The organism is Saccharothrix saharensis, assembly GCF_006716745.1.
GTDB classification, from domain to species: domain Bacteria; phylum Actinomycetota; class Actinomycetes; order Mycobacteriales; family Pseudonocardiaceae; genus Actinosynnema; species Actinosynnema saharense.
In genome coordinates this window covers 8143389-8156567 of the sequence record NZ_VFPP01000001.1, presented here as the reverse complement: position 1 = coordinate 8156567, position 13179 = coordinate 8143389, and the positions used below count along the sequence as shown (strand labels likewise).

12 protein-coding genes are annotated in these 13179 nt (G+C 72.5%); 4 read left to right on the top strand and 8 right to left on the bottom strand.

Annotation, left to right across the window (positions count from 1 at the left end):
* Positions 1-4 precede the first annotated feature (4 nt).
* From FHX81_RS36990 to FHX81_RS36970, 5 genes are all read right to left on the bottom strand, one after another.
* Positions 5-664 carry a hypothetical protein gene (locus FHX81_RS36990; protein ID WP_141983111.1) on the bottom strand — a complete coding sequence of 220 codons (660 nt, stop codon included), beginning with the start codon at positions 662-664 and terminating at the stop codon, positions 5-7.
* 5 nt (positions 665-669) lie between these two features.
* On the bottom strand, positions 670-1521 hold the full coding sequence (locus FHX81_RS36985; protein ID WP_141983110.1) for a carbohydrate ABC transporter permease: 852 nt from the start codon (positions 1519-1521) through the stop codon (positions 670-672).
* Positions 1521-2447 carry a carbohydrate ABC transporter permease gene (locus FHX81_RS36980; RefSeq protein ID WP_141983109.1) on the bottom strand — a complete coding sequence of 309 codons (927 nt, stop codon included), beginning with the start codon at positions 2445-2447 and terminating at the stop codon, positions 1521-1523. The genes FHX81_RS36985 and FHX81_RS36980 overlap by 1 nt, the downstream gene beginning before the upstream one ends.
* A 73-nt stretch (positions 2448-2520) precedes the next feature.
* Positions 2521-3828 (bottom strand): ABC transporter substrate-binding protein, encoded by a 1308-nt coding sequence (locus FHX81_RS36975; RefSeq protein WP_141983108.1) that lies wholly within the window; start codon positions 3826-3828, stop codon positions 2521-2523.
* 69 nt (positions 3829-3897) lie between these two features.
* Entirely contained in the window at positions 3898-5853 is a 1956-nt protein-coding gene (locus tag FHX81_RS36970; RefSeq protein WP_141983107.1) for a DUF2264 domain-containing protein, read from the bottom strand.
* A gap of 198 nt (positions 5854-6051) precedes the next feature.
* Between FHX81_RS36970 and FHX81_RS36965 the strand changes: the two genes are divergently transcribed.
* Entirely contained in the window at positions 6052-7212 is a 1161-nt protein-coding gene (locus FHX81_RS36965) for a substrate-binding domain-containing protein (protein WP_246108155.1), read from the top strand.
* Positions 7213-7230: 18 nt separating this feature from the next.
* Here FHX81_RS36965 and FHX81_RS36960 read toward each other — a convergent pair whose 3' ends face one another.
* Both FHX81_RS36960 and kduI read right to left on the bottom strand, forming a co-directional pair.
* Entirely contained in the window at positions 7231-8001 is a 771-nt protein-coding gene (locus FHX81_RS36960; RefSeq protein ID WP_141983106.1) for an SDR family oxidoreductase, read from the bottom strand.
* The gene (gene kduI, locus FHX81_RS36955) at positions 7998-8834 is read right to left on the bottom strand and encodes a 5-dehydro-4-deoxy-D-glucuronate isomerase (RefSeq protein ID WP_211363666.1); all 837 of its coding nucleotides are present in this window, start codon (positions 8832-8834) and stop codon (positions 7998-8000) included. Before kduI ends, FHX81_RS36960 begins: the two co-directional genes overlap by 4 nt.
* A gap of 137 nt (positions 8835-8971) precedes the next feature.
* Between kduI and FHX81_RS36950 the strand changes: the two genes are divergently transcribed.
* Entirely contained in the window at positions 8972-10048 is a 1077-nt protein-coding gene (locus FHX81_RS36950; protein ID WP_246108154.1) for a substrate-binding domain-containing protein, read from the top strand.
* Between the two features lie 123 nt (positions 10049-10171).
* Here the strand turns inward: FHX81_RS36950 and FHX81_RS36945 are convergent, their stop codons facing one another.
* On the bottom strand, positions 10172-11113 hold the full coding sequence (locus tag FHX81_RS36945) for a sugar kinase (protein ID WP_170232308.1): 942 nt from the start codon (positions 11111-11113) through the stop codon (positions 10172-10174).
* Positions 11114-11292: 179 nt separating this feature from the next.
* On the opposite strand from FHX81_RS36945, the gene FHX81_RS36940 reads away from it, so the two are divergent.
* Together FHX81_RS36940 and FHX81_RS36935 are read left to right on the top strand one after the other, a co-directional pair.
* Positions 11293-11655 carry a hypothetical protein gene (locus FHX81_RS36940; protein WP_141983105.1) on the top strand — a complete coding sequence of 121 codons (363 nt, stop codon included), beginning with the start codon at positions 11293-11295 and terminating at the stop codon, positions 11653-11655.
* A 101-nt stretch (positions 11656-11756) separates the two neighbouring features.
* Positions 11757-13100 carry a BNR repeat-containing protein gene (locus FHX81_RS36935; protein ID WP_246108152.1) on the top strand — a complete coding sequence of 448 codons (1344 nt, stop codon included), beginning with the start codon at positions 11757-11759 and terminating at the stop codon, positions 13098-13100.
* Positions 13101-13179 lie beyond the last annotated feature (79 nt).

Here is a 13179-nt window from a genome sequence, read left to right as displayed (position 1 = left end):
CGGCTCAACGCGCGGCGGGCTCGGGTTCCTCGACGGCGCGCACGGGCCGCAGGGTCGCGCGGCTGCCCACCCACACGACGTACAGGGCGGGTCCGGTGAGCAGCGCGAGGACGGGCACGGGCATCGCGGCCACCGCCGCGGCGAGCACCCACAGCACGACGAGCGACACCGCGCTGAAGTGGGCCCGGCGCAGCGCCAGGAACAGGCAGGCGCGGGCGAGCCGCACCACGGGCACGTCCGGCCGCTCGACCAGCCCCGTCAGCGTCACCAGCGCCGTCACGGCGGTGAGCAGGCCGAGCACGGCCAGCACGGGGATGGCGACCGCCCCGAGCGGCGTGCCCCAGGCGGCGCGGGCGTCGACGGCCAGCACGACCACGACGCCGGCCGCCGCACCGGAGACCAGCGCGGCCCGACGGCCGTGCGACCGCCACCCCCGCGCGAACCCGCGGAGGACGTCGGACGTCCCGGCGGCGAACACCGCGTGCGCGGCGGCGACGGCCGGTCCCAGGAACGGCGCGGTCAGCACCAGCAGCGGCCACGTGACCGCGACCGGGGTGAACAGCAGCACGGCCAGGAACGGCGCACTCGCCACGACGACGAGCGCGCTCGTGCCCAACAGCGCGTACGCGGTGGCGAAAACCCGGTTGTAGACCTCGTACCCCATCGGCGTCAGCCCTTCAGCCCGCTGGTCGCGACGCCCTGGACGAAGTACTTCTGCCCCAGCAGGAACACGACGGCGATGGGGACGACGGACAGCACGGAGCCGGTCATGATCAGCGCGTGCTCGGCGTTGTACTCGCTGACGAACGACTTCAGGCCGAGCTGGATGGTCCACAGGTCGGGGTCGCGCAGGTAGATCAGCGGGCCGAGGTAGTCGTTCCAGGTGGTGACGAAGGTGAGCAGGGCGAGGCTGGCCAGCGCGGGCACGGACAGCGGCAGCATGATCCGGAAGTAGATGCCGTACTCGCTCAGGCCGTCGACCCGTGCCGCTTCGCACAGTTCGTCGGGGATGGTCAGGTAGTACTGGCGCATGAGGAAGACGCCGAAGGCGCCGAACGCCTGCAGGGCGATGATGGACCAGGGTGTGTTGGTGAGGCCGACCTCGGACATCATGATGAACTGCGGGATCATGTAGGCCTGCCACGGCACGGCGATCGTGCCGATGTAGACCAGGAAGAGCAGGTTGCGCCCGGGGAAGCGGGCCTTGGCGAAGCCGTAGGCGGCGAAGCTGCCGGTGAGCAGCTGCAGCAGGGTGACGACCACCGACAGGAACACGGTGTTCTTCAGCCAGGTCAGCATGTCCGAGATCCGCCAGATCTCGAGGTAGTTGCCCCACTGGGGCACGTCGGGCAGCCAGGTGACGGGGCTGGCGAAGACGGCGTTGTCGGTCTTCAGCGAGGAGGAGACCATCCAGAAGAAGGGCAACAGCAACCCGGCCGCTGCCAGCGCGAGGACGACGTAGCCCACGACCCTGCCGATGCCCGGGGACCGCCGGTCCGCCCTCGTGTCGAGCGTGGCCATCAGGCGTTCCTCCTGCGGTTGACGGCGAACTGCACGACCGTGACCAGCATGCAGAGCGCGAACAGCACGACGGAGATCGCGGAGGCGTAGCCGAACCGGTTCTCCACCAGGCCTTTCTGGTAGATGTACTGGGACAGCACCAGGGTGGACTGGCCCGGACCGCCGTTGGTCATCACCAGGATGAGGTCGAAGACCTTGAAGCTGCCGATGGTGAGCATGACGGTGACGAAGAACGTCGTGGGGCGCAGGCACGGCAGGGTGACGTTGCGGAAGCGCGCCCAGGCGTTGGCGCCGTCGATGCGGGCGGCTTCGTGCAGCTCGGGTGGCACGGTCTGCAGGCCGGCGAGGAAGAGCAGCATGTAGTAGCCCATCTCGCGCCAGACGCCGACGATGATCACGGCGGGCATGGCCCAGTCCGACGAGGCGGTCCAGCCGGGCGGGTCGTCCACGCCGACCAGGCCGAGGATCTGGTTGATCGGGCCGGCGTCGCGGCTGAACAGCAGGTTCCACGCGATGGCGATGGCCACGATCGAGGTGACGTAGGGGAAGAACGCGGCGGTGCGGAAGAACGCCACGCCGCGCAGCTTGCGGTTGAGCAGCAGCGCCAGGCCCAGCGACACGGCGAGCGTGAGCGGGATGTGGAAGGCGGAGTAGTACAGGGTGTTGAGCAGCGCCCGGTGGAAGCCGGCGTCGCCGAACAGGCGGGTGAAGTTGTCCAGCCCGATCCACTTGGCCTTGCCGAAGACGTTCCAGTTGGTGAACGAGATGTAGAACAGCGCGACGACCGGGCCCAGGGTGAGCAGGCCGAAGCCGAGGAAGTTCGGCAGGACGAACGACACGCCCTGCAACGACCGGCGTGCCCGGTACCACCGCTTCGTCCGGTCCGCCCCGGTCCCGGGGGGACCACCGACCGTCGTGGTGCTCATCGGCTCTCTGTGCTCCTGCGTAGGTGGGGTGGGAGTGGCGCGGGCCCGGGGACGCCGAGCCCGCGCCGGGTGCTCACCGGGACTCCAGGACCTCGCTGCGCGCCCGCTCGCCCGCCTTGGCCAAGGCCTCGCCCACCGGCGTGCTCTCGGACATGATCGCCGAGTGGGTCTCCTGGAGGATGTTCTGCAACGCGGCGGTCTGCGGTGAGACGGGGTTCTCCGCGCGGGTGTCGTGCGTGGCGAAGGAGAACCGGGACAGCTCGTCGCCCGGCACGCCGTCCACCCCGAAGTACGCCTGCACCACCGGCTCGGTCAGCGTCGCGGGCGTGATGCCGATGGACGCCAGCGCCTTCGCGCCGTCCTCGCCCGCGACGAAGGCCAGGAACTCCTTCGCCGCCGCGGTCTTGCCCTCGTCGATCGCGGCGTTGACGCCCAGACCGGTCGGGTCGCCGAAGGTGACCGGCTTGTCCTTGCCCGACGCGTCACGCTGCGGCGCGGGCGCGAACCCCCACTGGAATGCCTGCGCGTCACCCTTCTTCTGCTGCGCGACGAGCGTGGCCACGTACCAGCTGCCCATCAGCATCGTCGCGGCCTGCTGCGTGCCGAACTGCGCCTGGTACTGCAACGTGGTCGTGGTCGCCGTGCCGAAGTCCACCTGGACGCCGGCCTTCTGCTGCGCCAACGCACGCTCGTAGTACGGCGCGAGATAGCCGTAGTCACCGCTCCCGAGGTCCGCGCCCGGCGTCTGGGCCAGCGCCAAGCCCTGCACCGTCGACTGCCACACGTGCTGGTAGGCGGCCTTCGCCGGCGATCCCGCCGCCTTCAGCCCGGCCGCCAGGTCGGCCACCGCCTTCTCGTACTCCGCCCAGGTCCACGCCCCGCTGGGCGGCGTCACGCCCGCCGCCGTGAAGAGGTCCTTGTTGTAGTACAGGTACCAGGAGTCCTGGCGGTACGGCACCGCGTACGTGACGCCGTCCACCTTGTAGTTCCCCAAGCCGTTGACCTCGTCCCCGAGCCCGCCCGCCACGTCGGAGACGTCCAGCAACTGCTCACCCGCCTGGTAGGTGATGAAGTTCTTGAGGTTCTTCAGCACGTACAGGTCCGGCGCACTGCCCGCGGCCAGGTCCGCGGTCAGCTGGGTGTCGTAGTTGGTGGCGTCGTACTCCTTGAACTCGATCTTCACCTCCGGGTTCCGCGCCTGGAACGCTTCGGCGAGCTCGGCGAACTCGGGCGTGGTCTTCATGCTCCACGCGCTCATCGTCAGCGTCACCGGACCGCCGGCGTCGGCGGGTTCGTCGGAGCCACAGGCGGTGGCGACGAGCGAGAGCGCGGCGACGGAGGCGGCGAGGACGGCACGCCGGGAGTACCTGCTGCGTTGCATGGTTCCTTCACTTCCTGGTAGAGCCACGGGCCGGAGGGGGTGCGGGGGCGCGGACGGCAGCGCGGTCGGTCAGGGCAGCGCGACGCGGGTCCGCGCGCCGTCGGGCCACCGGGTGGTGACCCAGGTCGTCGATCCGTCGCGGGTGAGCCGGACGTCGGGTTCGACGGACCAGGACCCGGCGTCGCGGGTCAGTTCGAGCAGTGCGGCGGACCACTCGCCGGGCATGACGGGGCACCGGGCCCACGGGACCGCGGCGACCGGCCCCAGCGGACCGGCGTCCTCGTGCGTGGACACGCCCGAGTCGGTGGTCGGTCCCGACAGGACGGTGAGCGTCGACCGCGTCGCGTCGGCGCCCTGGACGCACGGGGGTTCGGTGGACCGGACCTCCGCGCCCGCCACGGGCCAGCCCGACAGCCGCAACGCCGTGGGCGGGTGGTCCGCGGGGACGTCGTCCACCCGGACCAGGCGCACCTCCCACGGGCCGCGGACGAGCGAGTGCACGGTGACGGTGCCGGCGTCGTGGTGGTGGCCCGTCCAGCCGGACCCGTGGCCCTGCTGGGTGGCGTCGGGCTCCAACCAGCGCACGACACCGGCCGAGGACCCGACGCCCACGGTGACGCCGTCGACGTCGACCACCTCGACCGGTCCGACGTCCATGCCGGACCGGTGCGACGCCCGGCCTTCGGCGTCGAGCAGCACCACGGCCTGGTCGTGCGGGTTCGCCCAGCTCTCGTGGTCGAGCAGCGGGCTGGTCGCCGTGGAGTAGCCGTAACGGGCGTAGAGCGGGGAGTCGCCCCTGGTGTCCCCGGGTCGTGCGTGGTCGGTGCCGTGGTTGACCACGCGGACCACGCCGTCCGCGGCCGTGCCGCTGACCAACCAGCGAGGGGCCCTGACCGCTCGCACGTAGTCGCCCTGCTCGACCGGGAGCGGCAGTTCCTCGGCCGTCCACGCGGGGTGGTCGGCGGGCAGGGCGAGCCCGAGCATGCCCTTGACCGCCCAGTACGGCGATCCCGGACCCGAGTAGGACTGCGCGATCCGCGGCCAGGAGCCGTGCCAGCCCAAGGTCAACAAGCCCCGCTCGTCGAGCGCGCCGCGGTCGACGAAGTGGCGCACCACCGCCGAGGCGGCACGGCGGAGGACGCCGAGCGGGGTGGACGGGACCTCGGCCAGGGCGCCCACCCAGAACGGGGCCGCGGCGGCGAAGCGGTAGGTCAGGCTGCGGCCCTGCACCAGCGGCGAGCCGTCCGCGCCGACCAACCGGACCGCGTCGAGCAGGAACCGGTCGAGCAGCGCCGCGTCCCGCTCGCGGCGTGCCTCGGCGAACCCCTCCGCGCCCGCCATCCGCGCCCACAGCTGCGGGTAGACGTGCAGCGCCCACCCCACGTAGTGGTCGAACGCGCGCTCGTGGCCGTCGGCCAGCCAACCGTCCTCGCGCAGGAACCCGTCGTGCGTGGCGAGGTCCTCCTCGACGTCCGACGCCGACCACGGACCACCGACCGACCGCAGGAACGCCTGCACCACCAACCGGAACCAGACCCAGTTGATCCGCGGGTACGTGGGGTCGCCGACCGCCGGGGCGAGGTAGGCGACCACCCGCTCCTGGACGGCCGGGTCCAGCCGGTCCCACAACCACGGGCGGGTCATGTCCAGGGCCAACGCCAGCGACGCGGCCTCCACCTTGGCCTGCCCGTGCTCGTCCAACCGCATCCAGCGCTCCGGAGAGGCCGGGTCGGTGCCCGCCGCGATGCCCTCGGCGTAGAACCCGGCCAGGTCGTCCGGGTCCGCGCCGCGCTCGCCGGCGATCCGGAACCCCGCGAGCAGGAACGTCCGGGCGAAACCCTCCAGGCCGTCCACATCGGTCCCGTAGCCGCCGGCCGGTCCGGGCAGCGTGATCCGCGCGCGTCCGGGCGAGGCGAACGGGCGCACGGCGCGCAGCATGGCGTCGGCCGTGCTCGCCCACGTCTCGCGGGTCCACCCGGCGCGCGGGTGCGGTGCGTCTGCCCTCAGGAGGGGTTCCGGCGGCATGTGACTCGTCCTTCAGCGTCGAAGGCGTTCGATCAAACGATGCACAGTTACTTTCGTTTTTGATCGCTTTGTCTGTTAAGCAGTAAATACGTGCATGACCGATCGTGTCAAGACTCACAGGACCGGCCTGTCGCCGGCGGGTGCCGCGACGGGCCGCCCACATAATTGGGGCCACGATCAACGACAGGAGGACGCGCGGTGACGAGAGCGCGCATGGGGGACGGTGCGGCCGGTGGCGGCGGCCACGCGGTGAGCGCCGAGAGCCGCACGCTGGCGGCCAAGCGGCGCGCGTCGATCCTGGAAGCGCTGCACCGCGACGGGGTGGTCCGCATCTCCGACCTCAGCGAGAAGATGGGCGTCACCGCGGTGACGCTGCGCCGCGACATCGCCCACCTGGACGGGGAAGGGCTGCTGCGCCGGGTGCACGGCGGCGCGACCCTCCCGGCCGCCGAGTTCCTGCCGCCGGGCGTGCAGCCGTTAGCGGTCGCGCCGGAGCCCCCGCAGCTCGGTGCGGCGGGCATGCTCGTCCCCTCCCTCGACTACTACTGGCCGGAAGTGGTCCGCGGCGCGGAGGAGGAAGCCGCCGCCCGGGGTCTGGGCATCCTGCTGCGCGGGTCCTCCTACGGCAGCGCCGACGACCGCCCCCAGCTGGAGCGGCTGCTGGACAACGAGGACGTGTGCGGGCTGATCGCCGCACCGAGCCTGACCGCGCCGTCCGCGGCGGCGACCATCGAGTGGCTGAGCACCATCGACACCCCGGTCGTGCTGGTCGAGCGGGTCGCGACCGTCGGACCGCGCCAGGCCGTCGTGGAGTCCGTGGTGTCCGACCACGCCCTGGGCGCGGCCATGGCCGTGCACCACCTCGCGTCCCTGGGGCACCGCAAGGTCGGCGTGGTGACCAGCGAGAACAGCCCCACGTCACCGCACGTGCACCGGGGTTGGCTGGACGCGTGCGCGGAGACCGGCCTCGACCCGGGCGCCACCGTGGACACCGCCGTGCCCGCACCCGGCACGCCGGGGTGGGACACCGCGCTGGACGAGGTGCTGGACCGGCTCGCCGCCACCGGCACCACCGCCGTGCTCGTGCACGCCGACAGCGAGGCGATGGCCCTGGTCCAGCGTGCCGAGCAGCGCGGCGTGCAGGTCCCGTCCGGGCTGTCGGTCGTGGCCTACGACGACGAGGTGGCGGCGTTGTTCACCCCGCCGCTCACCGCCGTGCGCCCGGCGAGGCGCTCCATCGGCCGGGCGGCGGTGTCGCTGCTGGCCGCCCGCCTGCACGACCCCGACCGCCCGGCGCACCGCGTGGTCATCGCCCCGTCCCTGCGCGTGCGCGGCTCGACCGTCCCGCCGCCCGACTGAGCCCACCTCGCCGACGCCTCACCTCGCCAGCCAGCCGCCGTCCACCGGCAGCACGACGCCGTGGACGTAGTCGGCCGCGCGGGAGCACAGGAACAGCACCGCGCCCGCGATGTCCTCCGGTTCGGCCCAGCGCCCGGCCGGGATGCGCTCCAGGATGGACCGGCTGCGGTCGGGGTCCGCGCGCAGGGCGTCGGTGTTGTCGGTGCTGACGTAGCCGGGCGCCACGGCGTTGACGTTGACGCCGCGGTGCGCCCACTCGTTGGCCAGCGCCTTGGTCAGGCCGGCCACGCCCGCCTTCGACGCGGTGTACCCGGGCACGGTGATCCCGCCCTGGAAGCTCAGCATCGACGCGATGTTCACGATCCGGCCCGAGCCGCGGGCCAGCATCGCCCGGCCGACGTCGCGCGACAACGTCCAGGTGGCGCGCAGGTTGACGTCGAGCACGTGGTCGAAGTCCGCGTCGGCGTGCTCGGCGGCGGGCGCGCGGCGGATCGTGCCGCCGTTGTTGACCAGCACGTCCACCTCCCGTGCGGCCAGCAGCGCGCCCAGCCCGGCCACCTGCGCGTGGTCGGACAGGTCGGTGCGCACCGGCGTGAACACGCGCCCCTCGGCCTCGACCGCGGTCCGCGCCGGGCTGTCGCCCGCAGGCATGGACGCGCTGATCCCGATCACGTCCGCGCCCGCCGCGGCCAGCAGCCGGGCCACCGCGAGCCCGATGCCCCGGCTCGCACCGGTGACGGCGGCCGTCCTGCCGCTCAGGTCGAGCAGGCCCGCGACCCCCGGCGTCATCGCAGCGCCGCCGCGGGGTGCGGGTCCATGTCGTCGAACGCCTGGTTCTCCCCCGCCATCGCCCACACGAAGCTGTACGCGGCGGTGCCCACACCGCTGTGCACCGACCACGGCGGCGAGATCACCGCCTGGCGGTCGGCCACGACCAGGTGCCGGGTCTCGGTCGGCTCGCCGAGCAGGTGCACGACGCGGGCGTCCTCGGGCAGGCCGAAGTAGAGGTAGACCTCCATGCGGCGCTCGTGGGTGTGCGCGGGCATGGTGTTCCACATGCTGCCGGGGTGCAGCGCGGTCACGCCCATCACGACCTGGCAGCTGCGGACGCCGTTCTCGTGGATGTACTGGGTCAGCGTGCGGCGGTTGGAGGTCAGCGGGTCGCCCAGCTCGCGGACCGTGCCGCCGCCCGGCTCCACCAACGTGGTCGGGTACGCGGTGTGCGCGGGCGCGGAGAACAGGTAGAACGCGGCGGGCGCGGACTCGTCGTCGGACGCGAACACCACCTCCTCCGCACCCCGGCCGACGTACAGGCACGCGGTCGGCTCCAGCCGGTGCTCGGTGCCGTCCACCGTGACCGTGCCCGGTCCGCCCACGTTGACGATCCCGGCCTCGCGACGGTCGAAGAAGCGCTCGGCCCGGATCTCCGCGAACCCCGGCAGGCCCAGGGGGCCGGTGCGCGGCAGCGCGCCCACGAGCACGACCCGGTCGTGGTGGCTGTGGACCGCACGCACCTCGTCGTCGGCGAACAGGTCTTCGACCAGGTAGTGCCGCCTCAGGTCGTCCGTGCTCATGGACGGCACCTGCTGCGGCGCGGTCGCGTAGCGCTGCTCCACGAGCATCGCCTTCCTTCCGTCGGATCGTTTCACGACTAGGTCAGTCAGAAACAGTCAATCTCAGACACAAAGCGCAGGCAAGACTGTACAGTTTGCTTGTTACGATCAGTTTCGATCAGGACAGCGAGGCGGGCAGGCGGGTCATGGACGAACCGGAGGCCAGGGGCGTGATGCTGCCCGCCGCCCGACGGCAGTGGCTGCTGGAGCACCTGGAGGGCCGGGGCGTCGTGCGCATCGCGCACCTCGCCCGGGCCATGGGCGTCACGCCGGTCACCGTGCGGCGGGACGTCAACGACCTGGCCGCCGAGGGCCTGGTGGAACGCGTGCACGGCGGCGTCCGGCTCGTCGCCGCCGAGCCGGCCGACCCGGACGCCGCACCCGCGATCGGGATGGTCGTGCCGTCGCTGGACTACTACTGGCCCGAGGTCATCCGCGGGGCGCAGGACACGGCGCACGAGCGGCGTGCCCGGCTCGTGCTGCGCGGCGCGTCGTACCAGGTGGACGACGTGCGGCACCAGGTGGAGTGGATGATCGGCAGCGGTGCGGTCGACGCGCTGCTGGTCGCGCCGCCCACCCGCGGGCCCGGGGCCGAGGAGCTGGTCGCGTGGCTGACCGCCCTGCCGGTGCCGGTCGTGCTGGTCGAGCGGTCCGCGGTCACCGGCCCGTACCGGCAGCACGTCGAGTCGGTGCGCACCGACCACGCCTCGGGCGCGGACCTCGCCGTGCGCCACCTGCACGCCCGCGGCCACCGGGCCATCGGGCTCGCGACCAGCGCGGGCAGCCCGACGTCCGGGCAGATCCGCGACGGCTGGCACCGGGCGATGACCGACCTCGGCCTGCACCCGACCCCCGAGGCGCTGGTCGCGGCGTACCACGAGCCGGGCTGGGCGGTCGACGTCGACCGGGTGCTGGACCTGTGCGCCGAGCACCACGCCACCGCACTGGTCGTGCACTCGGACCGGGAGGCGGTGTCACTGGTGCAACGGGCCGAGGAGCGGGGCATCCGGGTGCCCGCCGACCTGTCGGTGGTGGCCTACGACGACGAAGTCGCCCGCTTCGCCCACCCGCCGCTGACCGCCATGCGCCCGCCGAAGTACGCCGTGGGCGGCACCGCGGTCCACCTGGTCCTCGCCCGCCTGGCCCAGGGCCCCGACCGCCCGGTCCGCCGCGTGGTCCTGAGCTCCGAACTGCACGAACGCTCGTCGACCTCCGCCGTCTGACCCGAGAGTCGAACCTCCAGGGTCCGCGTGTCGAACCTCCACGCCCCGAGAGTCCTACGTCCAGGACCCGAGAGTCCTCCGTTCGGAACACCCGAATTCAACACTCGCACCAGAACCCGCAGGTCACCGCACGCCCGCCGCGCTGACCCGGGCCGCGGCCCAGGCAGCCGGGTCGGCGGTCAGCAGGCGCGCCACGTCGGCCGCCGGCAACGGCACGGCGACGTCGGACAGCGTGCACAGCGCCCCCGCCGCGGCCAGGTGCCCGGCCCGCAGCCGTCGGGCGGGCGCCTCGCCGGACAGGCAGGCCGCGAGGAACCCGGCGGCGAACGCGTCACCCGCGCCGACCGGCTCCACCACGTCCACGGCCAGCGCGGGCTCGAACACCGGCGCGGCGCCCGCCTCGATCACGGTGGCGCCGACCGGGCCCTGCTTGACCACCAGCGTCCCGGGTGACGGCAGCACCTCGCGGACGGCGGCCGGCTCCGACACACCCCACAACGCCCCGGCCTCGTCGTCGCCCACCAGCACGACGTCCGCCGTGGCGGCCAGCTCCCGCAGCACGTCCGGCCCCGACGGCCCCCACAACGCGGGACGCCAGTTCACGTCGAACGACGTCCGGACGCCGGGGTGGTCCAGCAGGGCGTGCACGAGCGCGAGGCAGGACGGCGACAACGCGGCCGTGATGCCGGTGAGGTGCACGTACGCCACCGCGTCCAGGTCCAGCCCGTCGACCACCTCCGGACCGAGCGCGGACGCGGCCGAGCCGGCGCGGTAGTAGCGCGCGGTGCTCCCCGCCTTGCCTGCCTCCTTGACGTAGAGCCCGGTGGGCCGCGCCGGGTCGACCCGCACGCGCGTGACGTCCACACCCGCCCCGGCCACGGACGCGACGACCGCCCGCCCGAACGGGTCGTCGCCCACCGCGCTCACCCAGCCGACCTCCACGCCGAGCGCCGCCAGCGCGCACGCCACGTTCGACTCCGCGCCCCCGACACCCCGCACCCACGTCCGGACGTCTTCGGGTGGGCCGGCTTCGGCGGGTGTGAACACGGCCATGGTCTCTCCCACGCACAACACCGCGACCACTTCGACTCCTTCGGCGTCCGAACCTGGGCTAAACGATCGTAAACGAAAAAATAGTGCTTGACCCGACCGAATCGATCACCGATGCTCGGTCGGCACCGCTCGCTCTCCTGTTCGTCCTGCTGCCCGGACAGGCGCGAACACCGCAGAGGAGATCAACGACGATGAGCCTTCACCGAACACGCGGGCTGACGGCCGCCGCGTCGGTGACCGTGCGGGGCCACCCTGCTGTTCGGCGGGACGGCCTGCGGCTGGACATCGCCCGCCACAACATGGGCGACGGCAACGCCTCGGTGACACCGGTGGTCACCGACGCCACCGGCACCCTGGTGCGCGGCAAGCCGGTCCGACTCGCGGCGGACCGCTCGGCCACGCTCACCGTGCCCGCCAAGTCGGTGACGACGTTCGTGGTCGACGGCGTGGTGCCCGACCCGTCCCCGGTGCAACTGGGTCACGTTTACGCGCTGACCGGCGTGCAGAGCGGCAAGCCGTTGGCGCCGACGTGCGGTGGCACGTGGAGCGAGTGACGACGGGCGTCGGCAATTGGGAGCGCCACACCGTGCGCCACGCGGTGGGCGGTGGCCGACCTGACCCCGCGCGGGCTGACCACCCCAGCAGAGGAGTGATGATGGTGTCGGAGACCGGGCCGAACGGACCCAGCGCGACCCTGGTGTCCGACACCTTGTTGGACCCCGCCGCGCTGTTCTTCGTGTCCTACGACGGCGTGGTCAACAACAACTCGTTCCAGCGCGACGCGATCCTCACCCACGCCGGGCACCAGTACGCCACGTGGTACACCTCCAGCCGTCACGCCGTGGTGGCGCGCAGGCCGCTCGGCGGGGAGTGGGAGCACGTCGTGCTGCCACACCGGTTGCGCGTGGACGACTCGCACAACGTGATCTCGCTCGGCATCTGCCCGCGGGACGGCACGCTGCACGTCGCGATGGACACGCACGACAACCGCGTGTTCTACGTGAAGTCGGTCGTCGGGCTCGCCACGTCACCGCTGCCCTGGGACGCGGCCGCGTTCGGCCCGGTGCGGCGGACGGTGGACGGCGTGGAGCTGGGCGAGGTGACGTACCCGCAGTTCGTCGTGACGCCCGGGGGCGACCTCCAGCTGAGCTACCGTACCGGGTGCTCCGGCAACGGCGTCAACGAGCTGGCCGAGTACCGCGACGGCGTCTGGACGCGGCTGGGCGCGTGGAGTTCCGCGGTCGGCGACTACACCGGGCCGAACGGCGTCGTGTCCACGACCCGCAACATGTACCTGCACGGGCTGGACTACGACCGGACCGGACGCCTGCACGCCGCGTTCACGTGGCGCGAAGGTGACAGCGGTGTGCTGTGGGCCCCCGGCGGCCTGGCCAACCACGACACGGGTTACGTCCACAGCGACGACCGGGGCCGGACGTGGCGCACGAGCGCGGGAACCGTCGTCGCGACCACGGGCGGCACGCCGGTCGGCGTCTCCTCGCCCGGCATCCTCGTCGACCATCTGGGCCCCGACCACGCCCTGATGAACCAGGAGAGCCAGGGCGTCGACTCGACCGGCACACCCCACGTGGTGATCAGCTACGTCCCGGAACGGCTCGTCCCCCGCGTCTCGGACTACTCGCCGCAGCGGACGGACCACGCGCGCACCTTCCACCTCACCCGCGTGGCCGGCACGTGGACCAAGCGAGAGGTCCCCGTCGCGCCGAACAGCACCCAGCGCACCAAACTCGCCTTCGACCGCTTCGACAACCTCTACCTGGTGATGCCGCGAGGGCTGATCGTGGCGGCGAGCCGGGCGAGCGGCTGGACCGACTGGACGACGGTGTTCACGCCGACGTCGCTGCGGGCGTTCGGCGAGGTCAACGTGGACACGAGCCGCATCCCGGTCGACGGCGTGCTGTCCGTCCAGTACCAGCGGACGTCAACGGGCACCACGCCGTCCCCGATCCGCGTGGCGGACTTCCGACTGGGCCCGTGAACGCGAGGCCGTCACGCGAATCCCGGTACACCGATCAGACGACCGATCCGCCACCCCTATTACTCCGGATGAAACATTC

Coding starts and splice junctions, on each gene's coding strand:
- FHX81_RS36950 (WP_246108154.1), top strand. CDS start 8,972: ATGGACGAACCGGAGGCCAGGGGCGTGATGCTGCCCGCCGCCCGACGG.
- FHX81_RS36975 (WP_141983108.1), bottom strand. CDS start 3,828: ATGCAACGCAGCAGGTACTCCCGGCGTGCCGTCCTCGCCGCCTCCGTC.
- FHX81_RS36935 (WP_246108152.1), top strand. CDS start 11,757: ATGGTGTCGGAGACCGGGCCGAACGGACCCAGCGCGACCCTGGTGTCC.
- FHX81_RS36970 (WP_141983107.1), bottom strand. CDS start 5,853: ATGCCGCCGGAACCCCTCCTGAGGGCAGACGCACCGCACCCGCGCGCC.
- FHX81_RS36985 (WP_141983110.1), bottom strand. CDS start 1,521: ATGGCCACGCTCGACACGAGGGCGGACCGGCGGTCCCCGGGCATCGGC.
- FHX81_RS36960 (WP_141983106.1), bottom strand. CDS start 8,001: ATGACGCCGGGGGTCGCGGGCCTGCTCGACCTGAGCGGCAGGACGGCC.
- kduI (WP_211363666.1), bottom strand. CDS start 8,834: ATGCTCGTGGAGCAGCGCTACGCGACCGCGCCGCAGCAGGTGCCGTCC.
- FHX81_RS36940 (WP_141983105.1), top strand. CDS start 11,293: ATGAGCCTTCACCGAACACGCGGGCTGACGGCCGCCGCGTCGGTGACC.
- FHX81_RS36980 (WP_141983109.1), bottom strand. CDS start 2,447: ATGAGCACCACGACGGTCGGTGGTCCCCCCGGGACCGGGGCGGACCGG.
- FHX81_RS36990 (WP_141983111.1), bottom strand. CDS start 664: ATGGGGTACGAGGTCTACAACCGGGTTTTCGCCACCGCGTACGCGCTG.